At 66.2% G+C, this 24,550-nt stretch carries 25 protein-coding genes and 1 tRNA gene; 21 read left to right on the top strand and 5 right to left on the bottom strand.

The features are described 5' to 3' along the window. Both KZZ07_RS09090 and KZZ07_RS09095 read left to right on the top strand, forming a co-directional pair. Complete coding sequence (locus tag KZZ07_RS09090) at positions 1–1,407, top strand: hypothetical protein (protein ID WP_219513655.1); 1,407 nt, start codon at positions 1–3, stop codon at positions 1,405–1,407. 5 nt (positions 1,408–1,412) lie between these two features. Beyond that, complete coding sequence (locus KZZ07_RS09095) at positions 1,413–2,303, top strand: alpha/beta fold hydrolase (protein ID WP_219513656.1); 891 nt, start codon at positions 1,413–1,415, stop codon at positions 2,301–2,303. A 15-nt stretch (positions 2,304–2,318) separates the two neighbouring features. Here the strand turns inward: KZZ07_RS09095 and KZZ07_RS09100 are convergent, their stop codons facing one another. Further along, on the bottom strand, positions 2,319–3,194 hold the full coding sequence (locus KZZ07_RS09100) for a hypothetical protein (protein ID WP_219513657.1): 876 nt from the start codon (positions 3,192–3,194) through the stop codon (positions 2,319–2,321). A gap of 177 nt (positions 3,195–3,371) precedes the next feature. On the opposite strand from KZZ07_RS09100, the gene KZZ07_RS09105 reads away from it, so the two are divergent. The 14 genes from KZZ07_RS09105 (at position 3,372) to KZZ07_RS09170 (ending at position 17,225) form a co-directional block, all read left to right on the top strand. After that, positions 3,372–3,923 (top strand): hypothetical protein, encoded by a 552-nt coding sequence (locus tag KZZ07_RS09105; protein ID WP_219513658.1) that lies wholly within the window; start codon positions 3,372–3,374, stop codon positions 3,921–3,923. Between the two features lie 125 nt (positions 3,924–4,048). Further along, positions 4,049–4,990 carry an ABC transporter permease gene (locus KZZ07_RS09110; protein ID WP_219513659.1) on the top strand — a complete coding sequence of 314 codons (942 nt, stop codon included), beginning with the start codon at positions 4,049–4,051 and terminating at the stop codon, positions 4,988–4,990. After that, positions 4,987–5,802, top strand: a complete 816-nt coding sequence (locus KZZ07_RS09115; RefSeq protein ID WP_219513660.1) for an ABC transporter permease — start codon at positions 4,987–4,989, stop codon at positions 5,800–5,802. Before KZZ07_RS09110 ends, KZZ07_RS09115 begins: the two co-directional genes overlap by 4 nt. Further along, the gene (locus KZZ07_RS09120) at positions 5,799–7,439 is read left to right on the top strand and encodes an ABC transporter ATP-binding protein (protein WP_219513661.1); all 1,641 of its coding nucleotides are present in this window, start codon (positions 5,799–5,801) and stop codon (positions 7,437–7,439) included. The genes KZZ07_RS09115 and KZZ07_RS09120 overlap by 4 nt, the downstream gene beginning before the upstream one ends. 409 nt (positions 7,440–7,848) lie before the next feature. After that, positions 7,849–8,580, top strand: coding sequence for an SDR family NAD(P)-dependent oxidoreductase (locus KZZ07_RS09125; RefSeq protein ID WP_219513662.1), 732 nt, complete (start codon positions 7,849–7,851; stop codon positions 8,578–8,580). Between the two features lie 11 nt (positions 8,581–8,591). After that, a complete protein-coding gene (locus KZZ07_RS09130; RefSeq protein WP_219513663.1) occupies positions 8,592–9,332 on the top strand; it encodes a glucose 1-dehydrogenase in 741 nt (246 codons plus the stop codon). A 389-nt stretch (positions 9,333–9,721) separates the two neighbouring features. Next, positions 9,722–11,293: a hypothetical protein gene (locus KZZ07_RS09135; RefSeq protein WP_219513665.1), complete on the top strand. Its 1,572-nt coding sequence runs from the start codon at positions 9,722–9,724 to the stop codon at positions 11,291–11,293. 211 nt (positions 11,294–11,504) lie between these two features. Then, complete coding sequence (locus KZZ07_RS09140; protein ID WP_219513667.1) at positions 11,505–12,074, top strand: hypothetical protein; 570 nt, start codon at positions 11,505–11,507, stop codon at positions 12,072–12,074. After that, positions 12,071–12,733: an ABC transporter ATP-binding protein gene (locus KZZ07_RS09145; RefSeq protein WP_219513669.1), complete on the top strand. Its 663-nt coding sequence runs from the start codon at positions 12,071–12,073 to the stop codon at positions 12,731–12,733. Before KZZ07_RS09140 ends, KZZ07_RS09145 begins: the two co-directional genes overlap by 4 nt. Next, a complete protein-coding gene (locus KZZ07_RS09150) occupies positions 12,730–13,884 on the top strand; it encodes an ABC transporter permease (protein ID WP_219513671.1) in 1,155 nt (384 codons plus the stop codon). The genes KZZ07_RS09145 and KZZ07_RS09150 overlap by 4 nt, the downstream gene beginning before the upstream one ends. Before the next feature lie 37 nt (positions 13,885–13,921). Then, positions 13,922–14,686 carry a DUF4198 domain-containing protein gene (locus KZZ07_RS09155; RefSeq protein WP_219513672.1) on the top strand — a complete coding sequence of 255 codons (765 nt, stop codon included), beginning with the start codon at positions 13,922–13,924 and terminating at the stop codon, positions 14,684–14,686. Continuing rightward, positions 14,683–15,018, top strand: coding sequence for a hypothetical protein (locus KZZ07_RS09160; protein ID WP_219513673.1), 336 nt, complete (start codon positions 14,683–14,685; stop codon positions 15,016–15,018). The genes KZZ07_RS09155 and KZZ07_RS09160 overlap by 4 nt, the downstream gene beginning before the upstream one ends. Then, positions 15,018–15,890, top strand: coding sequence for a metal ABC transporter substrate-binding protein (locus KZZ07_RS09165; protein WP_219513674.1), 873 nt, complete (start codon positions 15,018–15,020; stop codon positions 15,888–15,890). Before KZZ07_RS09160 ends, KZZ07_RS09165 begins: the two co-directional genes overlap by 1 nt. A gap of 336 nt (positions 15,891–16,226) precedes the next feature. After that, positions 16,227–17,225 (top strand): P1 family peptidase, encoded by a 999-nt coding sequence (locus KZZ07_RS09170; protein WP_219513675.1) that lies wholly within the window; start codon positions 16,227–16,229, stop codon positions 17,223–17,225. On the opposite strand, the gene KZZ07_RS09175 is transcribed toward KZZ07_RS09170, so the two are convergent. Together KZZ07_RS09175 and KZZ07_RS09180 are read right to left on the bottom strand one after the other, a co-directional pair. Further along, positions 17,222–18,016 (bottom strand): SseB family protein, encoded by a 795-nt coding sequence (locus KZZ07_RS09175; RefSeq protein ID WP_219513676.1) that lies wholly within the window; start codon positions 18,014–18,016, stop codon positions 17,222–17,224. The two genes, KZZ07_RS09170 and KZZ07_RS09175, sit on opposite strands and share 4 nt — an antisense overlap. Beyond that, positions 18,013–18,594: a uracil-DNA glycosylase family protein gene (locus tag KZZ07_RS09180; protein ID WP_219513677.1), complete on the bottom strand. Its 582-nt coding sequence runs from the start codon at positions 18,592–18,594 to the stop codon at positions 18,013–18,015. The genes KZZ07_RS09175 and KZZ07_RS09180 overlap by 4 nt, the downstream gene beginning before the upstream one ends. Positions 18,595–18,854: 260 nt before the next feature. Between KZZ07_RS09180 and KZZ07_RS09185 the strand changes: the two genes are divergently transcribed. From KZZ07_RS09185 to KZZ07_RS09200, 4 genes are all read left to right on the top strand, one after another. Beyond that, positions 18,855–19,199: an ArsR/SmtB family transcription factor gene (locus KZZ07_RS09185; protein ID WP_219513679.1), complete on the top strand. Its 345-nt coding sequence runs from the start codon at positions 18,855–18,857 to the stop codon at positions 19,197–19,199. Then, positions 19,192–20,217 (top strand): permease, encoded by a 1,026-nt coding sequence (locus tag KZZ07_RS09190; protein WP_219513681.1) that lies wholly within the window; start codon positions 19,192–19,194, stop codon positions 20,215–20,217. Before KZZ07_RS09185 ends, KZZ07_RS09190 begins: the two co-directional genes overlap by 8 nt. Positions 20,218–20,366: 149 nt before the next feature. Further along, the gene (locus KZZ07_RS09195) at positions 20,367–21,026 is read left to right on the top strand and encodes an ABC transporter ATP-binding protein (protein WP_219513682.1); all 660 of its coding nucleotides are present in this window, start codon (positions 20,367–20,369) and stop codon (positions 21,024–21,026) included. After that, positions 21,004–22,686, top strand: coding sequence for a KpsE/RkpR family capsule polysaccharide export protein (locus tag KZZ07_RS09200; RefSeq protein WP_219513683.1), 1,683 nt, complete (start codon positions 21,004–21,006; stop codon positions 22,684–22,686). Before KZZ07_RS09195 ends, KZZ07_RS09200 begins: the two co-directional genes overlap by 23 nt. A 12-nt stretch (positions 22,687–22,698) precedes the next feature. On the opposite strand, the gene KZZ07_RS09205 is transcribed toward KZZ07_RS09200, so the two are convergent. Then, positions 22,699–23,391, bottom strand: a complete 693-nt coding sequence (locus KZZ07_RS09205; RefSeq protein WP_219513684.1) for a nitroreductase family protein — start codon at positions 23,389–23,391, stop codon at positions 22,699–22,701. Between the two features lie 158 nt (positions 23,392–23,549). On the opposite strand from KZZ07_RS09205, the gene KZZ07_RS09210 reads away from it, so the two are divergent. Continuing rightward, positions 23,550–23,639, top strand: a tRNA-Ser gene (locus tag KZZ07_RS09210). A 99-nt stretch (positions 23,640–23,738) separates the two neighbouring features. On the opposite strand, the gene KZZ07_RS09215 is transcribed toward KZZ07_RS09210, so the two are convergent. Then, positions 23,739–24,518 (bottom strand): hypothetical protein, encoded by a 780-nt coding sequence (locus KZZ07_RS09215; protein WP_219513685.1) that lies wholly within the window; start codon positions 24,516–24,518, stop codon positions 23,739–23,741. Between the last annotated feature and the right edge of the window lie 32 nt (positions 24,519–24,550).

Below are 24,550 nucleotides of genomic sequence, written 5' to 3' on the forward strand. Positions count from 1 at the left end.
ATGTCCGCCATTCGCTTTTCCATCGCCCGCCTGATCCGCCTGTCCGCGCTTTTGGCCTTCGCCCTGCTGGCCATCGCCCTGCCCCCCGGCGCCCGCGCCGCCACCGTCGCCATGGGCAACGGCCCCTGCACGTTCACGCTCGACGGGCAGATCACCGGCGGCGAATACGACCAGCTGGCCGCATTCAAGGGCGAGGCAATGTTCTGGTCGGAAACCGGGTTCGACATGGACCCCGTCCTCTGCCTCGACAGCGAGGGCGGCAGCCTGACCGAGGGCATCAAGGTCGCGCGCTTCGTCTATGATCAGGGCGTTCAGACGCGGATCGGCGACGGCGCTCGCTGCTATTCGATCTGCGCCATCATCTTCATGATGGGCAACAAACACGCCGGCCCCACCTCGATCGAGGAAAACCGCATCCTGCATGTCGGCGGCGACCTGGCCTTTCACAGCCCCTCCATCAGCATCGACGACGGTGGGCAATACAGCTCTGACCAGATCAAACGCGCCTACACGCTGGGCATCGAAAGCATCCTGAGCCTTGTCGAACTGGCCAATTCCCCGCGTGTCTTCGAGGCCGGCGCCATGATGCACCCGGAGCTGATCGGCAACCTCCTGGCCACGCCCAGCACCGAGCTGTTTCACCTCCGCACCATCGAACAGGCGCTGATCTGGGATATCGGGCTGGAAGGTCTGGACGGCCCCCTGCCGCAACTGGCGGTGCAACGGCAGATGGCCTGCGAAACCGGCCTGCTGCGCGGTTTCCGCCAGCCCAGCAGGATCTACGACGGCCACGGCGGCGGCAGTGTCAAGGTCATGTCGGACTCGATCTTCGACCTCGCGCCACTGCCCGACACGGATACGGATCGCATTCTGTGGGACTACGACGCCGCCGATGGCCAGGACACCGTCTACGGCTTTCGCTACAGCGCCCTGCCGATGGAATGCCGGGTCCGCATCGACGGAGACCGGGTCGAGGTCTGCGGTTACGACAGCAACTATCGCATCACCGTCGGCGATTGCGAGGACGACGTCTTTGTCACCCTGCCGCCCTACGCCCGCTATCACCCGGTCAGCGAAATCAAGGCGATCAGCACCAGCGGGCTGCAGGCCGACGCCCTGCGCAGCGCCCGCTGCACGCTGCGCGATACCTCGGGCGCCGTGCTGCGGGATGCGCCCTGTACCCAGGCGGTCGACCTGGTCGACCGGCCTGACCGCGACAACAGCCTGCACCGGCTCTACTGGCCCTCCGGCACGCCCACACGGGTCGAAATCGCGGTGCATCTGGTCTACGAGGACGGACCTGATCTCTACCGCGTGGATGGTGCCCTGGCCGAACCGCATGGCAAAGACGGCACCTGCCTGCTGATCCCCGGCCGCGGTGAGATCCTCTGCGTAACGGGGGACTAGGCATCATGCTCCGCAACGACATCCCCGGCTTTGCCGCCGCCAGCGCCCTGTTGGACGGCACGCGGATCGCCTATGAAAGCGCGGGCAGCGGGCCGCCCCTGCTCATGCTGCACGGTTTCCCCCAGACCCACGCCATGTGGGCCGAGGTCGCCCCCACCCTGGCCCGCGATTTCACCGTCATGTGCCCGGACCTGCGCGGCTATGGCGAAAGCGACAAGCCCAGGGGCGTCGCCAGCTACAGTTTCCGCGAGATGGCACGCGACCAGCTGGCGCTGATGCGCCACCTCGGCCATGAGACCTTTCACCTGGTCGGGCATGATCGCGGCGCGCGCACCGCGCATCGCCTTGCGCTGGACGCGCCCGAGGCGGTGCGCTCGCTGACGGTGATGGACATCGTGCCCACCCACCACCTGCTGACCGAACTGACCCACGAGGTCGCGAAGGGGTATTACCACTGGTTCTTCCTCGCCCAGCCGGAACCCTTCCCGGAAACCATGATCGCTGCCGACCCCGAGGCTTTCTACACGCGCTGCCTGCTGGGCTTCGGCAAGGCGGACCTGTCCGATTTCGCCCCCGCCCAACTGGCCGCCTACCGCGCCGCCTGGGCGGACCCGGACTGCCGCCGCGCCATGAACGACGACTACCGTGCCGCGATCGAGAACGACCTGCACGATGATGCAGAAGACCTCGACCGCCGCGTGACCTGCCCCGCGCTTGTGCTTTACGGCGCCGATGGCGCGATGGCTCGCGCCTATGACGTGCCCGCCACATGGGCCGACCGGCTGGGCGACATGGCCGCCCGCGCGATCCCCGGCGGGCATTTCTTCATCGACCAGTCCCCGGCAGAGACGACAGAGGCGCTCATGGCGTTTCTCGCCAAAGCGCAACGGACGTGATGGCAAACCGAGGGATCAGGCGGCGCCGCAAGGCGACCCGGACCACGCCGCAAGGATCGCGAGGACCAGCAAGGCGAATGTCAAAGGCGTCAGGATATACACCTTGCGCCGCAGGCGACGCCCCCCAAGGCGATGGCCAAGGGAATAGGCTGCCACGGCACCCACGAGGTACGCCGCGACCGCGACCTGAACCGACCAATCATCGCGAAAGCCGCAAAGATGGTGCGGCACCCGGACTGCGATCGCCAGGAAGGCCCCCGCCCCCGTCACCAGGCCAAAGACAAGACCGAACAGCAGCCTCAGGTTGAGAGGCATCGGAAACCGGGTGTGGCGCCGCGACAGGTACCCGCAGGCCAGCGCCGTTCCGATCCCTGCGCCGGGAAAGGCGATCCGCAATTCGAGGAACCAGTTTTCCACGAACAGCGCATAGCCGACAGCGACCGCCAGCGCACCGACAGTCGTGATCCGTATCCACAGGCTGATATCGCCGACGATGTCGTGGCCGACCCATCCCGCCCGGCGCCCTCCCGGCAAGGGCAAGTCGCCCGGAACGGTGTCTGGCTCGGGCTCGGTATCCGGCACCATCAGGATCAGGTCACGCGGTTCGACGTTCAGGAGGAGCGCCAGCCCATAGGCGGTGTCGAAACGGACATTTGACCCGGCGCGCGCCCGCCGGATCCATCGGTCGGTGAACTTGCGTGGAATGCGGCCGTTCCGGAACCGTTCGACCGACAAGGCCGCAAGCGCGTCGTCCGAGGCCCGGCCCCGGGCGCGAACCTGCAGGATCTCCAGCAATTCGCTGTCGATTCTCACCGGGGTCGCCGGGGTCACGTCGTAGCCCTCGGCTTCGAACTTGCGCCGCCAGTCCGCCTGTTCCGGAAATGCTTGCACTCGCCCGCCCCGCCCGCGCCACCGTTCAACCCCCATTAACCGGAAACCTGTCCGGAAAGTAGGGCGGAAACCTGCAAACTGTCCGGTTCCGCGGCTTTCCTCACTGTCCGTCCCGCGGCCAGGTTTCGGTGCACCCGCCGGAAACACCCGGCGCACTTCAAGGCAAAAGGAGCCGACATGAAACATCTCATCGCACTTGCCGCCACGGTCATCATGCTGATCGCCGGAGGCGCACAGGCCGGCATGGGGGACCGTCTGACCGTCACCCCGGGACAGCCCTTCGACGCCACGCGCACCTACTGGGTGGACAGCCACCAGGACGTGACGATCCGCTTCACGCTCGATGCCAGCGGCAAGGCGCATTTCCACTCGCGCTACTCCAACGGCAAGAAACTGGACGGCGACCACTTCTACGCCAAGGTCGTCCTGCTCGACCGCTTTGGCCAGAAAGTCGCCGAATCCATCGCCGGTGTCGGGCTGAACGGCTCGGGCATGGGCCGCACAAATGTCGCCTTCCGCGACATCGGCTTCGTTCTGCCGCGCGGCCACTACAAGGATGTTGCCCAAGTCCGTTTCGAGGCCGGGCACTCGGACAGCCGCGATGACAAGGCCTTCTGGCAGAACATCCGCAGCATCGCGGAAACCACCTTTGGTTCGTCCGATGCGGGCGCCGTGGTCTACGGGGCAAAGTCCCGCCTGAAGGACCGCACGCCGCTGGTGTTCCAGTAACCAGCGGAACGATACAGGCCGGGACGGCGTCCCCCGGCCCGCTGTCGGCGCGGTCGCAAGGCCGCGCCGGTCTGTCCGGCGCCAAGCCTCTGGACGCCGCCCCGGGCCGCCCATACGGTGCCTCCATGCTGGCCTACCTGTCCCGACGCCTGATCTCGCTGGTCCTCAGCCTTGCCGTCGCTTCGGCGGTGATCTTCCTGGTGGTCGAAGTGGCGCCCGGGGACCCGGCCAGCTACATGCTGGGCATCAACGCCCAGCCCGAAACCCTGGCCGCCCTGCGCGAGGAACTGGGCCTCGACCTGCCGAAATGGCAACGCTACCTCGCCTGGACCACTGGCATGCTGACAGGCGATTTCGGCACCTCCTACACCTACCGTGCCCCGGTGGCCGAAATCATCGGCGAGAGGCTGTGGATCTCGCTGCCGCTCGCGCTTTTCGCCCTTGCCCTCTCGATCCTGCTGGCCTTCCCGGCCGGTCTGATCGCCGCCGCCACCCGTGGCCGCGCGCCCGACCTCGGCGTCATGGCCTTCTCACAGCTGGGCGTCGCGATCCCGAACTTCTGGTTCGCCATGCTGCTGGTGCTGGGCTTTGCCATCACCTGGCGCATCTTTCCCTCCGGCGGCTTCCCCGGCTGGGAGGACCCGCTGCAGGCCCTCCGCGCCCTCACCCTGCCCGCCGTGGCACTGGCCCTGCCGCAGGCCGCCATCCTCGCCCGGGTGCTGCGCTCCTCCCTGATCGACGCCCTGGGAGAGGATTACATCCGCACCGCCCGCGCCAAGGGGCTGACCCGCACCCAGACGCTCTGGCGCCACGGGGTGCGCAACGCGCTGATCCCGGTGCTGACCATCATCGGGTTGCAATTCTCCTTTCTCATCGCCGGGGGCATCATCATCGAACAGGTTTTCTACCTGCCGGGCCTCGGGCGACTGATCTTCCAGGCCATCAGCCAGCGCGACCTGATCGTGGTGGGAAGCACCGTCATGCTGCTGGTCTTCGCCGTCATCCTGGTGAATTTCCTGACCGACCTCGCCTATGCGCTGGCCGACCCCAGGCTGCGCCACAGATGAGCCGCAACCTGATCCTCGGCGGCGCGCTCACCGCGCTCTTTCTCGGCGCCGCCCTTCTGTCCTTTCTCTGGACGCCGGGCGAGGTCACCGCGATGAACATTCCCGCCCGCCTGCAACCACCGGGCGGCGACCACCTGCTGGGCACGGATCACTTCGGCCGCGACATCCTCAGCATGCTCATGGTCGGCGCGCGCACCTCGATCGCCGTGGCGCTGGTCGCCGTGGGCATCGGCCTCACCCTCGGCGTGCCGCTGGGCCTAGCCGCCGCCGCCGCCCGCGGCGGCTTGCTGGACGAGCTGATCTCGCGCACCTCCGACCTGATCTTCGCCTTTCCCAGCCTGGTCATCGCCATCCTGATCACCGCCGTCTTCGGCCCCGGCGCCATCAACGCGATCCTGGCCATCGGCATCTTCAACATCCCCGTCTTCGCCCGCCTCTCGCGCGGCGCGGCGCTGTCGCTCTGGACGCGCGACTTCATCCTCGCCGCCCGCGTCGCGGGCAAGTCCACGCCGCGCATCAGCGCCGAGCACATCCTGCCCAACATCGCCAACCTGCTGATCGTGCAAAGCACCATCCAGTTCTCCCTGGGCATCCTGGCCGAGGCGGGCCTCAGCTACGTGGGCCTCGGCGCCCAGCCGCCGGTGCCCTCCTGGGGGCGAATGCTGGCCGATGCGCAGACGCTGGTCTCGCTCGCCCCGCATGTCGCCGTGATCCCGGGGCTGACCATCGTCTTCATGGTCCTCGGCCTCAATGTCCTCGGTGACGGGCTGCGCGACGCGCTTGACCCACGGTTGAAGGTCCTGCGCACATGAGCGCTTCTTTGGGCGAAAAATCCTCCGGGGGAGGCCGCAGGCCGGGGGCAGAGCCCCCCCTTCTCGACATCGACGCCCTCACCGTCGAGATCCAGGGCACGCGCATCCTCGACACCGTCTCGTTGAACATCGCCCCCGGCGAAATCCTCGCCCTGACCGGCGAATCCGGGTCGGGCAAATCCATGACCGCGCTTGCGACGATGGGCCTCCTGCCACAAGGCGCCCGCGCTTCGGGCCGCATCGCGCTGGACGGCACAGACCTGCTCACGCTCCCGGAACGGCGCCTGTGCGACATCCGGGGCCGCGACATCGGCATGGTTTTCCAGGAACCGATGACCGCGCTCAATCCGGTGCAGAGCATCGGTGCCCAGGTCTCGGAAACCATCCTGCAACACGCGCCCCGCACGCCGCGCGCCAAGGCCCGCGCGCAGGCCACAGAGGCGCTGGCCCGCTGTGGCCTGGACCTGCCGCTCTCGCGCTACCCGCATGAACTCTCCGGCGGCCAGCGCCAGCGCGTGGTGATCGCCATGGCCATCGCGCTCCGGCCCCGGCTGCTGATCGCGGACGAACCCACGACAGCGCTCGACGTCACCACCCAGGCACAGATCCTCGACCTTTTGCAGGATCTGACGAAAACAGAGGGCATGGCGCTGATGATGATCACCCATGACCTTGCCGTGGTCGCGGGCATGGCCGATCGCATCGCCGTCATGCAAAAGGGCCGCATCGTCGAAAGCGCACCGACAGACCGGCTCCTCGCGCGGCGCGAGCACCCCTATACCCGCGCCCTCTTCGAGGCCTCCGGCCACCAGCCGCATCTGCCGCCCCGCCCCGACAGCGGCCCGCTTCTCGACGCCAGCGGCGTGACCTGCACCTACCCGCTGCCGCGCCCGCATCCCTTTGCCGCCCATCCGCACTTCACCGCCGTCGACGATGTCGGCTTTGCCATAGACCGGGGGGAACGGGTTGGACTGGTGGGCGAATCCGGCTGCGGCAAGTCCACCCTCACCCGCGCGCTGCTCGGCCTGACCCCCATCGCCTCGGGGACCATCACGCTCGACGGCGCGCCGGTCTTCACCCATCACCGCCCCAACCCCGAGGTCCGGCGCAAGGTGCAGGTCGTCTTCCAGGACCCCTACGGCAGCTTCAACCCCCGCCACCGCGTCGCGCGCCTGATCACGGAACCCTTCCACCTGCTGCCCGACCCACCCCGGGGCAAAGCCCGGGACGAGGCCATCGCAGAGGCGCTGACCGCCGTGGGCCTCTCGCCCGGCGATGCGCAGAAACACATCCATGCCTTCTCCGGCGGCCAGCGCCAACGCCTGGCCATCGCCCGCGCGCTCATCATCCGCCCCGACCTGATCGTCTTCGACGAGGCGGTCTCGGCGCTCGACGTGCGCGTCCGGGCGCAGATCCTCGACCTCATCGCCGGGCTCAGCGCCAGTCACGGGCTGGCCTATCTCTTCATCAGCCACGACCTCTCGGTGGTGCGGGGGATCGCCGACCGGGTCATGGTCATGCAAAAGGGCCGCATCGTCGAGGCCGGCCCGACCCAGCGGATCTTCTCCGCGCCGGAACACCCCTATACACAAACCCTGCTCGACGCCGCGCCCCGACTGCCGGCACTCACCTCCTGACTCTTCTGTTCACGCATCCGCACCGGTGCTCACACCGGAGAGTTTACCGGCAGGCAGACCGGCCCCCAGCCTGTTCCCCGGAGCCCTCCGTCGCTTGAGGCCGATCAGAGCCGGGGCGCGGGGCGATGCTAGGGGCCGCAGGCCCGCGCAAAGCGCGGCTTGCCCTTGCATCGCCCCGCGCGCTGGCTCAGGCCCGAATAAGCGAGGGAGGGGTCAGGGGAACAGGCGAGGCCTGTTCGCTGGTGACTCCCGAAGCGAAAAACAGGCGCAGCCTGTTCCAAAGGGTCGGCGGGCGGGCGCCTTTGCGGCGCATGCCGCAAACAGTCCCGTCCCGCCGACAACAGCCCGCAAAGCGCTGGACCTCGCCACGGACTGGCCCCAACATGCCGCCCAAAAGGGAGGATCATCAATGCGCTTTGAAAACCGCCACGCGGTCGTCACCGGCGGCGCCTCGGGCATCGGTGCGGCCATTTCGCGCCGCCTTGCCGCCGAGGGCGCCGCAGTCACGGTCTGGGACATCTCCGAGGACAACCTCGCCGCCATCGAAGGCGAGGCCAACATCCGCACCCGCGCCATCGATGTCACCGACCCCCAGGCCGTCACCCGCGCAATGGCAGAGGATCAGACCGCGATGGGCGGGCTCGACACGCTGGTCTGTTCCGCCGGGATCACCGGCCCCAACACCACCGTCATCGAATACCCCACCGAGGCCTGGAAACAGGTCTTCGAGCTCAACACCCACGGGGTTTTCTACTGCAATCGCGCCGCCGCGGCGCTGATGCGGCCCGCGGGGTTTGGCCGCATCGTCAACATGGCCTCCATCGCGGGCAAAGAGGGCAATCCCAACGCCTCGGCCTATTCCGCCTCCAAGGCCGCTGTCATCGGGCTGACAAAATCGCTGGGCAAGGAACTGGCCGACACGCAGATCACCGTCAACGCCATCGCCCCCGCCGCCGTCCGCACCGCGATCTTCGACCAGATGACGGATGAATTCATCGCCTACATGGAAAGCAAGATCCCGATGGGCCGCTTCGGCACTGTCGACGAAATCGCGGCGATGGCCTGCTGGCTCGCCTCCACCGAGGCGAGTTTCACCACCGGGGCGGTCTTCGACCAGTCCGGCGGCCGCGCAACCTATTAAGGAGAGCCATCATGAGACTGGAAGGCAAACGCGCCATCGTCACCGGCGGCGGCTCCGGCTTCGGCGAAGGGATCGTCACCCGTTTCGCCGCCGAGGGCGCGCAGGTGGTTGTGGCCGACATCAACTATGAAAACGCCCGCAAGGTGGCCGAGGCGACCGGCGCGCACCCGCTGCACAGCGATGTCTCGGACGGGTCCAGCGTCCGCGCCCTGATGGCGCTGGCGCATGAGCACATGGGCGGCATCGACATCCTGGTGAACAACGCCGGCATCACCCACCTGCCCGCCCCGATGGACGAGGTCAGCGAAGAGGATTTCGACCGCGTCTTTGCCGTCAACTGCAAGTCGGTCTACCTCACCGCCCGCGCGCTTGTCCCCGCGCTCAAGGCGCAGGGCTCGGGCGCGATCCTCAACGTGGCCTCGACGGCGGGTGTCTCTCCCCGGCCCAACCTCAACTGGTACAATGCGTCGAAGGGCTGGATGAACACGGCGACGCGGACAATGGCGGTGGAACTGGCGCCGTCGGGCATCCGCGTCAACGCGCTCAACCCCGTGGCAGGCGAAACGCCCCTGCTGGCCAGCTTCATGGGCGAGGACACGCCCGAGATGCGGGCCAAGTTCCTCTCCACCATCCCTCTGGGCCGGTTCTCGACGCCCCGCGACCTGGCCAATGCCGCGCTGTTTCTTTGCTCGGACGAGGCGGACATGATCACCGGCGTCTGCATGGAGGTGGACGGGGGGCGGTGTATCTGAAACGGGCCGGGGTGTAGGGCATCGACGCGCGAACAGTTTGACGGATCAGTCAAATCAATGGGTTACAGAGGCCCCCTCCCTTTCCACTCAAGACTGGACCCATCGCAGCCGCCCCCGCCCCGGGCGATTTCGGGCTGACGCCTCTTGGCATCAGCCTCATCTTTGCCCATGTCGAAAGACAGGAGGGACGCGATGGCAGGCACTGGCAAGACACTGGATCAGATCAAGGGGGACATCCCTGGACCAAAGCCGAGGAAAGGCTGATCGCCGAGGCGCCCAACGGCTTTGTCGATTTCGGCGAGGGCTGCCCCGAGGACAGTGAAGACGCCCCCCGCATCCGCGCGCCCCTGATCCGCCACCTGGTCACCGGCGGCTGCGCCGATCTGCCCTTGCCCGATCGCTCCGTTGGGGTGCAGGGCGCGGTGATCACCGGGTTCCTCGACCTCGAAGCCGTCAAATCCTCCCGTGATCTGAGCCTTTTTGACTGCCGGTTTCTGCAAGAGCCGGATCTGGACGATGCGGAGCTGGGCGGCGTCTATCTGCCCGGCTGCGCCCTGCCGGGATTGCGGGCGGACCGCTTGAAGACGGAACGCAATCTGCATCTGAGAAACGGGTTTCATGCCACCGGAGAGGTCACCCTCAGAGGCGCCCGGATCACCGGGCAGTTCGACTGCACCAAGGGGCGGCTCGAAAACCCCGGCGGCGTGGCGCTCGATTGCAATGGCTTGCAGGTGGGGTCTGACGTCTTCCTGAGGGACGGGTTTCATGCCACGGGAGAGGTCAACTTTATAGGCGCCCGGATCACCGGTCAGCTAGACTGCATCAAGGGGCGGTTCGAAAACCCCGGCGGCATGGCGCTCAACTGCGATGGCTTAAAGGTGGGGGCTGACGTCTTTCTGAGGGACGGATTTCACGCCGAAGGATTGGTCAACCTCACCCGCGCCCATGTTCAGGGCCATCTCGATTGCCAAGAGGGCCGATTTGACAGCGGGCTGGCCGCAGAAGGGCTGCGGGTGGAGGCGGCGCTGTTCTGGTGCGGGTTGGCGGGGTTTTCCGGGCCACTGGATTTCGACGATGCGCATCTCGGGCGACTTTGCGATGACAGGGAGAGCTGGCGAGGCGCCAAGCCGCTGTATCTCTCCGGCTTTCGCTATGAGCGGCTGGACAGCGGGATGAGCGTTGCCGAGCGGTTGACCTGGCTGTCCCGCAAGGCAGAGCGGCGGATCACTCCGGCCATCGACAAAATTCTGGATCACGACGGCAACACGCGGCTGGACCAGCCGCCCTTCATCCGCGGCGCCAATCGCAAACAATGCGACCCGCAGCCCTATACCCAGCTTGCCAAGGTGTTGCGCGAGCAGGGCGTCACACAGGGGGCCGCCCGCCTTCTGGAAGAACGCGACAAGCGGGTGCGGCGGGCGAGCTATCATCGGGCGATGGCGGCGCAGGACGGGACATGGCGCGCGGGTTGGGCGGCGCAACTGGCCACGCTCATGCGGCCCGTCAACGGTTTGTTCGGCGCGGTCTTTGGCTTTGGCCACCGGCCCGGTCGGGCGATCTACTGGGTCCTCGGTCTCTGGATCTTTGCGACGCTGCTTTACGCGCAGGTCTGGGCGGTGGACCAGATGGCGCCGGAGTCTGCCATTGTCCTGACTTCCGCCGACTGGATCACGGCGGTAGAGGGCTATGAGGACAACCCAACAGGCCCGCTGCCGCTGGCCCTGTGGAAGGGCAGCCCGGCGGCGCAGGATTACGAGACCTTTCAACCGATGCTCTATGCGCTGGATGTCTTCATCCCGCTGGATGCCCTGGGGCAAGAGGCGGCCTGGGCGCCGTCTCCGGTCCGGGGCAACTGGGGGGCATTCGGGTTTTGGGCCAAACCCGCCCTGCAGGTCGCGGGATGGATCATCACCGCCGTTGGCGCGGCGGCTGTGGCAGGATTGGTCGGGCGCAAGGACTAGGCCGGTGCCCTTTGATACGCGACGAGACGCCTTTTGACGTTTTGCGCACAACGCTCAGGGCGGTCGCCCCGCGCCCCCGGGCGCCACGCCTTGCCGCCGGGCCTCGGACCGCAGGATTCGCGGGGCATGGTGGAAGGCGCGGTCCGCCTTGCACGCGACCGGCTCTGCACTATGCTCATGGTCGAAGTTCGGAAGGCGGTGCAGGCGTATCATGTTCAGGAACATTTTGGCCGCGGCGCTCGCGGCGGCCGGTATCGCGATCGGCGCCTGGTCCTTCATGGCGCCGGATCGGGCCGCCCCGGTCTCGGCCAACGGCATGTCGCCGCAGGAATTTTCCCGCGAAAGCCCCCTCTTGCTGCCCGGCATCCTCGCCACGATCTACGAGGCCTTCAGCCAGACCGAAGAGGCCGAGATCTATGACCGTCTCGCCACGGTGGCCGCCGGTCCCGCGCTGGAACAGCTCTATCTTGAACGGGTCGGCGCGATGGCCGGGGGCGGCCTGAACCCCGATCAGGAAATCCACGACGTCTCGCTGCTGGGCATGAGCGCGCGCCGCACGGGCGACATGGTCGAGATCGCGGCCAGATGGCGCGTCCTGGGCGTGGTCGGCCATGCCGAACACATGCACATGCGGGGCAATGCCTATGCCGCGGATCTCACGATGGCTCCCGATCAGGGCGCCTGGAAGATCACCGGGTTCTCGCTGACAGAGGTGGACCGCAGCGACGCGGGCACGCTGGAGCGCAACGCCGACGCCCCTCCCCCGGGGGAAGACAGTTGATCGCGGCGCGCGACCTGGCCTTTGCCTATCCCGGCGGCGGCTTTGCCCTCAAGGTGCCCGCGCTGGACGTGGCCGCCTGCGAACGTGTCGGCGTGATCGGTCCCAGCGGCACCGGCAAGACGACGCTGCTGAACCTCGTGGCCGGGATGGTGCGGGCGGACGCGGGCACGCTGACTGTCGCCGGGACCGATCTTGCCACCCTCGATGAGGCCGCACGCCGCCGTTTCCGGGCGACGCATGTGGGTTTCATCTTTCAGAACTTCGCGCTGGTCGACTACCTGAACGCCTATGAGAACATCCTCTATCCCTATCGCGTCGGTCTTGGCCTGCGCCTGGATGCACAGGTCAGGGAACGTGCCCACGCCCTGGCAGAGGCCTGCGGCATCGCGCATCGCCTGAAAAGCCACCCGCCCGCGCTGTCGGGGGGCGAACAGCAGCGCGTGGCCATCTGCCGGGCGCTGGTCACACAGCCGAAACTGATCCTCGCGGACGAAGCCACCGGCAACCTCGACCCAGAAACCAAGGAAGCCATCCTGGACCTGCTTTTCGACCGGGCCTTGGACATGCAGGCCACCGTTCTTGCGGTGACGCATGACCACGACCTGTTGCCGCGCTTTGACCGCGTGATCGACTTTGCCACGCTGAGACAGCCCGCATGAACGCCTTCTTCCTCGCCTTTGCCCACCTGCGCTGGACATGGGCGCGCAGCCTTGTGCTGGTGATCGTCGGCGCCCTGATCCTGTCGGTACCACTGGTGACACAGGTCCTGTTGCGCGGCTCGGAAGAGGCGCTGACCCGGCGGGCCGAGGCCACGCCGCTGGTGCTGGGCGCACGGGGCAGCCAGCTCGACCTGGTGATGAGCGCGGTCTATTTCTCGCAGGATCGCGCGCAGCCCATTTCCCGCGCCGCCGAGGATGCGGTCTGGGACAGCGGACTGGCGCTGCCGATCCCCCTGCACACGGGCTTTCAGACCAATGGCGCACGGATCGTCGGCACCTCGCTCGACTACGTCGACTTTCGCGGGCTGCGGATCGCCGAAGGCCGGCAGATGGCCCTCTTGGGCGAGGCGGTGCTGGGCGCGCAGGTGGCGGACCGGCTGGGCCTCGGCCCCGGCGATACGGTGGTGTCCTCGCCGGAAAACCTCTTCGACCTAGACGGGGTCTATCCGCTGGAACTGCAGATCACCGGGGTCCTGGCCCCCACCGGCACGCCCGACGATGAGGCCGTCTTTACCGACGTCAAGACCACCTGGATCATCGCCGGCATCGGCCACGGGCATGACGACGTGGTGACACCGGATGACGCGGGCAATGTCACCGCCAATGCCGCCATCACCCAGTTCCAGCGCATCACGCCCGACAACATCGACAGCTTTCATTTCCACGGCCCTTCCGGCGATTATCCCCTGTCCGCCGTGCTGGTCGCCCCCTACGACACCCGCTCCGGGACGATCCTGCGCGGGCGCTACCTTGACCCGGAAAACCCGCTGCAGATGACCGTCCCGGCCGAGGTCGTCGCAGGGCTGGTCGACCGGATCTTCCGGATCGCGGCGCTCTTGGACGCGGTCACGCTGGTGATCGGGATCGCCGCACTTGGCGCCATCGGCCTGTCGCTGTTCCTGGCCTGGAGCCTGCGCGCCCCGGAGATCGAAACCGCCCGGCGGCTGGGCGCGGGCCGTTTCATGATCCTGCGATTGGCCTTTGCGGAAATTGCCCTACTGTTGATCGTGTCGGCAGGGATTGCCACGGGGCTTGTCACGGTCGTCACCATGAACGGCGACAGGCTGGTCGCCTGGATTCTTGCCCTATGAGTAACAATTTCAGCTTCCCAGTAACGGAGACGGCCCCATGAAAGCCCTGATGACCGCCGCGGCCCTTGCCGCCCTCGCCTCGACGGCCACGGCCCACTACGGCATGATCATCCCCTCCGACAACATGGTCAGCCAGGAGGACGGGCGCAGCATCGACCTGACACTCTCCTTCTCCCACCCTTTCGAGGGCATCGGCATGGTGCTGGAACGGCCCGAGGCCTTTACCGTGACGCATGGCGGCAAGACGACGGACCTGCTGGACAGGCTGCAGGACACTCAGGTCATGGACCATGCCGCCTTTGCCACCGAATACCGGCTGGACCGCCCGGGCACGCATGTCTTTGCCATGACCCCCAAACCCTACTGGGAACCCGAGGAAGACGCCTTCATCACCCATTTCACCAAGACCTACGTTTCGGCCTACGGCGACGATGACGGCTGGGACGCGGAACTGGGCCTGAAGACAGAGATCGTGCCGCTGTCCAAGCCCTTTGCCCTGTGGGAAGGCAACCTGTTCCAGGGCATCGTCAAGCTTGACGGCGCGCCCGTGCCCTACGCCGAGGTCGAGGTCGAATATTACAACGAGGATGGCAGCGCGGTTGCGCCCTCGGACCTGATGATCACCCAGACGATCAAGGCCGATGCCGATGGTGTCTTCAGCTATGCCGTGCCGGCCGACGGATGGTGGGGGTTCGCCGCGCTGAACACCGCCGCAGAGCCGATGCAGCATGACGGTGAGGACAAGGCGCATGAACTGGGCGCCGTGATCTGGGTGCATTTCGAACCCTGGGGCGCGAAATGATCCGCGCGCTCGCCTTTGCCCTGGCGCTCGCCGCGCTTCCCGTTGCGGCGCATGACCTGCGGGTCTTTGCCTCTGTCTCGGGTCAGACCGTGACGGTGGAATCCACCTTTTCCTCGGGCCGCGTCCCGACCGGGGGCGAGATCCGCGTGCTGGATGCCCAGAACGTCCTGCTCATGACGCTGGACATCGGTGACGAGGGCAAGACACAGTTTGCCCTGCCCGAGGGCGCCGCCAACACCGGGCTGATGATCGAGGTCGAAGTCAGCGAGGGCCATTCCGACTACTGGATGCTGACACCGGACGACATCGCCTACGGTCAGGGGAAGAACTGATGCTCAAACCACTTGCATGCGCCTTGGCCGTCCTGGCCGGTGCCGCCACCGCGCAGGAGCGGCCCGTGGTCGCCACCGTCAACTACCCGCTGGCCTGGATGGCGGACCGCCTTGGCGGCGATGCGATCGAGGTCCTGTTCCCGGTTCCCGACGGGCGCGACCCGTCCTTCTGGCGGCCCGGACTGTCCGACATCGCGGCGATCCAGCAGGCGGATCTGATTGCGCTCAACGGGGCCGGTTTCGCGACCTGGACGACGCGGGCCTCGCTGCCGCGCTCGCGGCTTGTCGATACCTCCGCCAAACTGTCCGCGGCCTTCATCGCCACGCAATCCGTGAGCCACAGCCACGGCGAGGATGGCGCGCATTCGCACACCGGAACCGCCAGCTACACCTGGCTCGATTTCGAGCTGGCGGCGGGACAGGCCGAGGCGCTGGCCGCCGCCATGCAACGGCGGATGCCGGACCTGCGCAACCGGGTCGAGGAAAGGCTGCCGTCGCTGCTGGCGGATCTGGCCGCCCTGGACACCCAGGCGCGCGACGCGCTGGCCACGCTGCAGGGCACGACGATCATCGCGACCCACCCCCGCTATCAGTATTTCGCCCGGGCCTATGGCCTCGACATCGCCGCGCTCGAATGGGAGGCGGGTGCGCTGCCGGACGAGGCGCAATGGCAGGATCTGCAGGACATGGTTGCGGAAACCGGCGCCTCCCTGCTGATCTGGGAAGCCGAACCGCCCCAAGAGGCCAAGGAACGGGCCGCCGGGATGGGGCTGGCATCCATCGTCTTTGCGCCGCTTGCGACGCGGCCCGCCAGCGGCGATTTTGCCTCTGTCATGCGGGCGCAGATCGAGGCTCTGGCCACGCGCCCCTGACCCCCGCTGCGGCCCTCGCATCACGGGCCTTAACCTTGTCCGACGCGACGTCACGTTCATGACTTGGTCCAAAGCGGGAACGGTTTTGTACGTTTTGCGGAAATCGCCGTACGTTTTGTACAAAACGTACGGAAAAAGGGCCCCGCAGCTCCGTTTTCAGCCCTGTCCGGATCGGGCGTGACCACAACATCTTGTGGCATGTTGCGTGACGTGCGCCGCGTTAAGCCTGTCGCGCGCCACCGTCACCCGATCTTCATCCGTCGCGGCCAAGGCCCCTTGCGATTCTCCGGACGGCCCCGGATGCTGCGGGCAAATCTCCTGATCCCAAGGCCAGCCATGCGACCCGGAAACCGTAACCTGATCACCGATGTCCCCGGCCTGCTGGTCGGCAATGCCCAGGACGAAAAGCTTAGGTCGGGCACCACTGTCCTGACCTCCGAGACCCCTTTCACCGCCTCGGTTTCCGTCATGGGCGGTGCGCCGGGGACACGCGAAACCGACCTGCTGGCGCCGGACAAATCCGTCGAGGCCGTGCATGCGCTGGTGCTGTCCGGTGGCAGCGCCTTCGGCCTTGCGGCGGCCCAGGGCGTGATGGATGCGCTGCATGAAAAAGGCAAGGGATTCAGCATCTTCTCGGCCCGCGTGCCGATTGTCCCGGCGGCGATCCTGTTCGATCTTCTCAATGGCGGCGACAAGGCCTGGGGCGACAATCCCTATCCCGCGCTGGGGCGGCAGGCGCTGATCTCGGCCACGGCCGACTTTGCGCCAGGCACCCTGGGCGCGGGCACCGGCGCGCAGACGGCACAGCACAAGGGCGGGCTGGGCTCGGCCAGCCTGGTGCTGGAGGACGGGACAACCGTGGGCGCCCTGGTGGCCGCCAACCCGATGGGCAGCGTGACGACCCCATCGGGCCGCCATTTCTGGGCAGCACCCTTCGAGCTGGGAGGAGAGTTCGGCGGGTTGGGCGTGGACCCGGCGCCCGGAATCGCCCTCCCCCCCAGCCGCAAGGTCAGCGCAATGGCCGCCCAGGGCAACACGACGATTGCAATCGTCGCCGCCGACGCGGCGCTGAGCAAGGCACAGTGCCACCGGGTCGCCGTGGCCGCCCATGACGGGATCGCACGGGCGATCCTGCCCGCGCACTCACCGATGGACGGGGACCTGGTCTTTGCCGCCGCGACGGGCGCGCGCGCGCTGCAGGACCCGGGTCCGCAAGTGACGATGATCGGCCATGCGGCCAGCCTTTGCCTGTCGCGCGCCATCGCCCGTGCAATCTGGGAGGCAGAGCCGCGCGAGGGAGACACCCTGCCAACCCTGAAGTCCGAACTGGGCTAGCGCAGGATCGGCGGCTTGTCCGGGTCGGCCCCGGGGGCCAGCCGTTCGACGCGCTTCGGCGCCTGAGGCTGCGGCAGGTCAAAGCGCAGCGCGACACGGGCAAGATCCGCGGTCAGCCGGTCGCTGTCTGCCAGAAAGGTGACGTCCAGCGCCCCGGCCTCCAGCCCCGAGAAAACCAGCGCCTCGTTGATCGCCCCGGCAAGCGCCGGTTCGGCACCCGGAACCGTGCCGGTGATCCCCAGAAGGTGCCCGCGTGTGCCATCGTCATAGATCACCTCGGCAAGGTAGGCCTTGCGGGCCAGCCCGGCGCCGGTGGCCAGCCGCGCATCCAGCGCCGTCACCAGCGCCTCTGGCACGCGGGGGGCGCGGAACTCGGCGGGGCGCGCCTCGGCCTCTTGCGGGCCGTGGCCCAGGGTTTCGGCCAGCCAGTCCAGCGCCTCGGGCGGCAACAGGTATTGCGAGGGCGCCACCTCGAGGTTCAGGGCAAGGCCGATCCCCTGCCCCGCCAGCATCGCGGCCAGTGCCCGGCCCGAAAGCGCGGCATAGGGAACCGCCCGCCCGGCAAACGCCGCCATCCGCTCCTCTCGGTCAAAGCCAAGGACAAAGCGCGCGTCGCCCAGCTCGAACACCTCGGGCGAAATCTCCTGCCCCTGCGGTTCGGCGGTCAGTATCAGGTACAGCTCTGTCGTGGCCAGCCGGTCGTAGTAGCGCAGTCGGACCGCATCGTCTTCCGGCGCGGCCTCCATCGCCGCATGGGCGCGGTCCAGTTCGGTCAGGGTCTCATCGCTCATGCCAGCACCTCTGCGACGCGGGTCCGAAGGACGGGCAGCAGCTCGGCCTCGAACCAGGGATTGCGTTTCAACCATGCGGTATTGCGCCAGGACGGATGCGGCAAGGGCAGCGCCCCGGGCGAAAAGTCGCGCCAGCAGGCAACGGTGTCTGTGACATTCGTCTTGACGCCCAGATGCCATTTCTGCGCGTAACCGCCGACCAGAACGGTCAGTTGGACATCGGGCAGCGCCTCGATGACCTGCTGCCGCCAGGTGCGGGCGCAGATCGGCGGCGGCGGCAGGTCTGACCCCTTGCGATACCCTGGAAAGCAGAAGGCCATCGGCACGATGGCAACGCGGGTGGCGTCATAGAAGGTCTCGCTGTCGATCCCCAGCCAGTCGCGCAAGCGATCGCCGGACGGATCGGTGAACGGCAGGCCGGAATGGTGCACCTTCATCCCCGGGGCCTGCCCCGCGATCAGCAGGCGGGCCGTGGGTTGCGCACGCAAGACGGGGCGCGGCGCATGTTCCGTCTCGGTGGCGGCGAACCGGTCGGCGCAGAGACGGCAGGCGCGGATGTCGGCAAGCAGTTGGTGCATTGCGCAAGTCTAGACCGCCGATGCGTCGAGGTCACGCCGGGAGGGGGCGCTGCCCCCTCGGCCTCCGGCCTCACCCCCGGAGGTATTTTCCGCCCAAAGAAACACGATCGGGCGGAAGTTGGGGTCCCTGCGGTGGGCCCGTTTTCGGCGAGGAGAACGTGCAAGCCAAGCGGGGCATCGCAGGCGCCTTGCGCCAATCAGTTCGACAAATATCGAAATAACCCTTGCCAAGCCATCTTTATTTCGACAACGTTAGAAATATGAAAATGATCGATTCCCAACCTCTGACCGTCGAAACGGCGGCTTCCAAGTTTGCCGCGCTTGGGTCCGAACAGCGCCTTCAGGTCCTGCACACGCTGGTGCGGGCCGGGCACGAAGGGCTTAGCATCGGCGCGTTGGGTGAACGCACCGGGATCACCGGGTCGACCCTCACCCACCACCTGAAAATCCTCTCTGCCGCCGGGCTTGTCTCCCAGGCGCGGCAGGGACGTTCCATCATCTGCGCCGCCGCCGATTACTCGGAGGTGGAGGCGCTGTCCGATTACCTGCTGCGCCAGTGCTGCGCGGATGCCTCGATCTGTCACAAGGATATCCAGAATGGCTGACACCACCACAACGGCAACCCGCCGCCTGCCGCCCGTGCCAAAGGCCTGGCTGGCCAGTATCGCGTTGCTGGCCCTTGTGGCGCTGGTCGACTGGCCTCAGCTCTGGCCGACAGTCACCTTTGCCGCCGGCGCGCTGGCGGGCACCGCGCCGTTCATCCTGTTTGCCGTGCTGGCGGTGGCCTATCTCAAGGCCACAGGCGCAGAAACCCTGCTGGCCAAGGCCTTTGAGGGGCGAGAGGTGCGGATGATCTTCCTGGCCGCCCTGCTGGGCGGCATGGCTCCCTTCTGCTCTTGCGAAGTGATCCCCTTCATCGCCGCCCTGCTGGCCGTGGGCGCGCCCTTGTCGGCGGTCATGGCCTTCTGGCTGGCCTCGCCGCTGATGGACCCGGCCATGTTCCTCATCACTGCGGGCACGCTGGGTTGGGGCTTTGCCGTGGCCAAGACCGCCGCCGCCGTTGGGCTGGGCCTGCTGGGCGGTTTCGGCACCAAGGCCCTGGCCAACAGCCCTGTCTTCCGCGATCCGCTGCGCGAGAAACCGCAGGTGGGCGGCTGCTGTGGCGTCAAGAAGCCGTTCAGCGGCAAGCCGGTCTGGACCTTCTGGCAAGAGAGCGAGCGCACCGCGACCTTCCGCGACACCGCCTTGGAAAACGCGCTGTTCCTGCTGAAGTGGCTGACCCTGGCCTATGTGATCGAGGCGCTGATGATCCACTACGTCCCCGCCGACATGATCGCGGGCGTGCTGGGCGGCACCGGGTTCATGCCGATCCTGTTGGGCGCGCTGGTGGGGGCACCAGCCTATCTGAACGGCTATGCCGCTGTGCCGCTGGTCGACGCCCTTCTGGCGCAGGGCATGGCACCGGGCGCGGCCATGAGCTTTGTCCTGGCCGGCGGCGTCAGCTGTATTCCCGCCGCCATCGCGGTCTGGGCGCTGGTCAAACCGCGGGTCTTCATGGCCTACCTTGGCTACGCGCTGCTGGGATCGTTGATCGCAGGCATGATCTGGGGCCTCGTCGCCTGAGATTCATGATGAATTGTTGACCTGCCGGGCCCCTCACCGGGGCCCGGTTTGTTTTTGTTTCGCGACAACGCCATAATGTGAACAAATTATCTACCAACTTGGCGCATACACCAATTTGCAAGGGAACCGGGTATAGTCAGGGCACCCAGATGTTAGAGTTCGACATGGTCAGCAAGTCCTTCTGGACCGGCGCCCAGCGCAAGGTGATCCTTGACCGGGTTTCCTTCCGTGTCGACATTGGCGAGTCTCTTGGCATCCTGGCCCCCAATGGCACCGGGAAATCCACCGTTATCAAGATGATGGCCGGGCTGGAAAAGCCGGATGAGGGGGAGATCCGGCGTGGCTGCCGTGTTTCCTTTCCCCTCGGGTTCATGGGCGGTGTGGTTTCCAAGATCTCGGCCAAGGAAAACGCCCGCTTTATCGCCAAGCTTTACGGTCTAGACCCCGATTACGTCGAATCCTTCTGCCGCTGGCTGTGCGACCTGAAGGAATATTTCGACCAGCCCATCGGCACCTATTCTTCGGGCATGCGGGCACGGTTCACCTTTGCGCTGATGCTGGCGCTGGATTTCGACATGTACCTGATCGATGAGGGTATGCCCAATTCCACCGATGCCGGTTTCAACAAGCGGGCCGGTGATATCCTGGCCGAACGGCTGCGCACGACCACGATCATCATTGTCAGTCACCAGCCCAAGGTGCTGGAGAAATTTGCCCGCAAGGCCGCCGTCCTGATGGATGGTAAAATGCATATGTTCGACACCCTGGAAGAAGCGAAACGGCTCTATGACTATGAAACCGAAGGCTAAGAAGTTCCGCATTCGGCGTTCACCGGCCGCAGCCGCCCTTTCAGGAGAGGGGGCCGAGGCCGATCGCGGCGATCCGGCGGAGACGACCAGCCCCACGCCACCCGCATCCGCGGCCACCCCGCCCCCGCCGGGCCGACCGCAATTCTCCAACGCCGGGGCCGCCGCCAAGGCCCGCAGCGGCGAGGTCGCCTCGCCCCGCCAGGTTGCGGGAGAGACGGATATGGACTCGATCCGGGCCGAGGGTCTGACAGGGCGCCAATTGCGCATGGCGCGCCGCGTCGCCAACAAGCATGGGCTTGAGGCGACATCGGATTTCGATGCGGTGCGGCTGTTGCGTGCACGCGGGATCGACCCGTTCCAGCGCGCCAACATGCTGGAACTGGTGCAGGCGGAACCCAGCAACAAGACCGCCACGCCACCGCAATCAAAACCCGAACCCAAGGTGCAACTGCCGCAGACCGTAAAGCTGGAAAAGACACAGCTGCCTTCGACCGAAACCGTCAGCCCGGCAGAACGCCGCGCTGCCGAAATCCTGAAAATCCAGCGCGAGCTGGCCGCGCGCCGCCGCAAGAAGATGATGCTGCTTCTGGTGCGGCTGGCGGCTTTTGTCCTGCTGCCGACCCTGATCGCGGGATACTATTTCTATGCCGTGGCGACGCCGATGTATTCGACCAAGTCGGAATTCCTGATCCTGAAGGCAGAGAGTTCCGGTGGAGCAATGGGATCGCTGTTCTCGGGCACGCAATTCGCCACCAACCAGGATGCCATCGCGGTGCAATCCTACCTGACCTCCAAGGACGCCATGCTGCGCTTGGACCGGGACGAAGGGTTCAAATCGCATTTTACCCAGGGCTTTATTGATCCGATCCAGCGGCTGGACCCCGAGCCGACCAACGAAGAGGCCTATTCGCTTTACAAACGTCACGTCCAGATCGGCTATGACCCGACCGAGGGCGTCATCAAGATGGAGGTGATGGCCGCCGACCCGGAGGTCGCCGCCGATTTTTCGAAGGCATTGATCGGCTATGCCGAGGAACGGGTGGACAACCTGTCCCTGCGCAAACGGTCCAACGCAGTGACCGACGCCGAACAGGGGCTGGCCGATGCCGAGGCCGCCCGCCGCGACGCGCAGGAAAAGCTGGTGCGCATGCAGCAGGAGGGCAATGTCGTCGACCCCGAAGGGCGGATTGCCGCGCTGCGCTCGCAGATCAACACTTATGAACTGCAATTGCAGGAAAAACAGCTGCAACTGCAGGCGCTGCTGGACAACAGCCGCCCGAACCAGGCCAAGGTCGAAGGCGCCCAGGGTGACATTCGCCGGCTCGAAGCCTTGCTGGACCGCCTGAACCGCGAGATGACAACGGCGACCACGGGCAAGGATTCACTGGCCGAAGTGGCGGTCCAGATCAAGCTGGCCGAGGCCGATCTATCGACCCGCGACCTGATGTTGCAAACGGCGCTGGAACGACTGGAACAGGCCCGTCGCGACGCCGACAGCCAGGCCCGCTACCTGACCACATCCGTTGTGCCCGTACCTTCCGAGGACCCGAGTTATCCTCGCAAGTTCGAGAACACGGTGCTGGCCTTCCTGATCTTCGGTGGCATCTACCTGATGATCTCGCTGACCGCCTCGATCCTGCGCGAACAAGTCGCCAGCTGAGGTAGCCGCCCGTCACTCCACCAGGGTCAGGATCTCGTCCAGGGGTTTCTTGATCTTGGCCACGGCCGGCACCTTTGCCCCGGGCGCCGGATGTCCGGCGGCGATGATCATCACCGGCTTTTCGGACTCGGGGCGCCCCAGAAGCTCGTTCAGGAATCTCATCGGGTTCGGCGTATGGGTCAGGGACACCAGCCCCGCATGGTGCAGCGCCGCCAGCAGAAAACCTGTGGCAATGCCGACGCTTTCCGGCACATAGTAGTTCTTGAACCGCGTGCCGTCGTCGAACTGACCATAGCGCTGCGCAAAGACCACGATCAGCCACGGCGCGATCTCCAGGTGCGGTTTATCCGGCCCGGTGCCAATCGGCTCCAACGCCCGCAGCCATTCATCCCCCGCCGCGCCGTCATAGAAGCGGCGCTCTTCTTCCTCGGCGGCGACGCGGATGCGCGACTTGATCCCGGGGTTCGAGATCGCCACGAAATGCCAGGGCTGATGATTGGCCCCGGAGGGGGCCGATCCGGCCGTACGGATACAATCCTCGATGACCGCCCGTGGCACCGAACGGCCAGAGAAGTCGCGGACCGAGTGTCGCCGTTTCATCCGGTCATTAAACGCCTCAGCCGCCCGGACCATTTCCTCATCCGGCATCGAAACCCGGTCGGGCAGATCCATTGCCTCGTATTTCAGCTGTTTCCGCGCGAACATTCCCGCCCTCCTTGCACTTCGTTCCATAGAGTGCGGCGCCCGCGCTCGGGGATGCAAGCCTGACGCGGGTGAGTTGGGCGCGGGTCGACGCCACCACAGGGAATGAAGGTCCGAATGCCTCTTGCAGCCGATGCGCAGTCCTTGCTAAACGGGTCGACGGAGAGGTGGCCGAGTGGTCGAAGGCGCACGCCTGGAAAGTGTGTAGGCGGGAAACCGTCTCGAGGGTTCGAATCCCTTCCTCTCCGCCATTGCTGACCTGCAAGTCATTGTTTTTCAATTGGAAAGTTCTGACGCTCGACGTGCGTTCCCACAATCGCTCCCACGCGCGGGCTTTTTTGCGAAACGGATCACGCGCTCGCGTTGTCTCTCCGAAGCGACTTAAACTTGAGAAGCATGGACAACATGCGTTCGAGTTTGCGGTCGAGGTGAGTCTCGTATCGAGCGAGCCGACCCATCTTGTCGGGGCAGAACGCGTTGGCGTGGAGAAAATCCCGGACCATGGGCCGCAGTGTTGCTTCTTCGCGTTTCCTGACGAAGAACGGCAAGAGGTGACCTTGGAGCGCGCGAACGAGGGCTTTGTCCCGTGCAAGGTTTCCAAAGGTCCCTGCGCGCAACTCTTCTTCGAACCAGAGGCGTGTGTCTTCCCGAAGACTCTCTTCCGCATCCTCGGCCCGGCCGTCCTGGGCCAGCTTGAGCGCATCGCGGCATCGTGTCTCGCATTCGGTCTGATCGGCGGCATCGAAGGCATCTTCTTCATCGGACGTCTGCAGGACACTTGCAGTCTTTACAGTTGTCTCGTGCGGAAGGTGCGCCAGTGCCGCCTCGGCAGGCGTAGGCGTGGCGTTCAAGGTGAAGGGCGAGTCCCGAGTTTCCGGATCTGAACTGGCCAAAGCGAATGAGGATCTGTGACTGGCGTTCTCGGCCATGCGGAGCCGGCGCTTGCGCCACAAGATTCCGGCAATTTCCTCGACGAAATGCGTTTCGGTGGGACCGGACGGAACATGCTCGGACAGGAGCGCATCGAGGAGGGCATTGTATTCTTCGGCAGCCTCCCACGGCAGCAATGTGTGCTGCGATAGGATGCCATGCCGGACTGCGTTGAAACGGGTGTCATCAGTCTTGGCCATTTCGATCCTGCATTGTTGCCCATGTGTCGATC

The sequence above is a fragment of the Mameliella sp. CS4 genome, assembly GCF_019392335.1.
Classification (GTDB): domain Bacteria; phylum Pseudomonadota; class Alphaproteobacteria; order Rhodobacterales; family Rhodobacteraceae; genus Antarctobacter.

Coding starts and splice junctions, on each gene's coding strand:
- KZZ07_RS09170 (WP_219513675.1), top strand. CDS start 16,227: ATGCGACCCGGAAACCGTAACCTGATCACCGATGTCCCCGGCCTGCTG.
- KZZ07_RS09200 (WP_219513683.1), top strand. CDS start 21,004: ATGACTATGAAACCGAAGGCTAAGAAGTTCCGCATTCGGCGTTCACCG.
- KZZ07_RS09205 (WP_219513684.1), bottom strand. CDS start 23,391: ATGTTCGCGCGGAAACAGCTGAAATACGAGGCAATGGATCTGCCCGAC.
- KZZ07_RS09105 (WP_219513658.1), top strand. CDS start 3,372: ATGAAACATCTCATCGCACTTGCCGCCACGGTCATCATGCTGATCGCC.
- KZZ07_RS09185 (WP_219513679.1), top strand. CDS start 18,855: ATGAAAATGATCGATTCCCAACCTCTGACCGTCGAAACGGCGGCTTCC.
- KZZ07_RS09160 (WP_219513673.1), top strand. CDS start 14,683: ATGATCCGCGCGCTCGCCTTTGCCCTGGCGCTCGCCGCGCTTCCCGTT.
- KZZ07_RS09125 (WP_219513662.1), top strand. CDS start 7,849: ATGCGCTTTGAAAACCGCCACGCGGTCGTCACCGGCGGCGCCTCGGGC.
- KZZ07_RS09095 (WP_219513656.1), top strand. CDS start 1,413: ATGCTCCGCAACGACATCCCCGGCTTTGCCGCCGCCAGCGCCCTGTTG.
- KZZ07_RS09140 (WP_219513667.1), top strand. CDS start 11,505: ATGTTCAGGAACATTTTGGCCGCGGCGCTCGCGGCGGCCGGTATCGCG.
- KZZ07_RS09120 (WP_219513661.1), top strand. CDS start 5,799: ATGAGCGCTTCTTTGGGCGAAAAATCCTCCGGGGGAGGCCGCAGGCCG.
- KZZ07_RS09215 (WP_219513685.1), bottom strand. CDS start 24,518: ATGGCCAAGACTGATGACACCCGTTTCAACGCAGTCCGGCATGGCATC.
- KZZ07_RS09090 (WP_219513655.1), top strand. CDS start 1: ATGTCCGCCATTCGCTTTTCCATCGCCCGCCTGATCCGCCTGTCCGCG.
- KZZ07_RS09190 (WP_219513681.1), top strand. CDS start 19,192: ATGGCTGACACCACCACAACGGCAACCCGCCGCCTGCCGCCCGTGCCA.
- KZZ07_RS09195 (WP_219513682.1), top strand. CDS start 20,367: ATGTTAGAGTTCGACATGGTCAGCAAGTCCTTCTGGACCGGCGCCCAG.
- KZZ07_RS09115 (WP_219513660.1), top strand. CDS start 4,987: ATGAGCCGCAACCTGATCCTCGGCGGCGCGCTCACCGCGCTCTTTCTC.
- KZZ07_RS09180 (WP_219513677.1), bottom strand. CDS start 18,594: ATGCACCAACTGCTTGCCGACATCCGCGCCTGCCGTCTCTGCGCCGAC.
- KZZ07_RS09155 (WP_219513672.1), top strand. CDS start 13,922: ATGAAAGCCCTGATGACCGCCGCGGCCCTTGCCGCCCTCGCCTCGACG.
- KZZ07_RS09110 (WP_219513659.1), top strand. CDS start 4,049: ATGCTGGCCTACCTGTCCCGACGCCTGATCTCGCTGGTCCTCAGCCTT.
- KZZ07_RS09175 (WP_219513676.1), bottom strand. CDS start 18,016: ATGAGCGATGAGACCCTGACCGAACTGGACCGCGCCCATGCGGCGATG.
- KZZ07_RS09165 (WP_219513674.1), top strand. CDS start 15,018: ATGCTCAAACCACTTGCATGCGCCTTGGCCGTCCTGGCCGGTGCCGCC.
- KZZ07_RS09150 (WP_219513671.1), top strand. CDS start 12,730: ATGAACGCCTTCTTCCTCGCCTTTGCCCACCTGCGCTGGACATGGGCG.
- KZZ07_RS09130 (WP_219513663.1), top strand. CDS start 8,592: ATGAGACTGGAAGGCAAACGCGCCATCGTCACCGGCGGCGGCTCCGGC.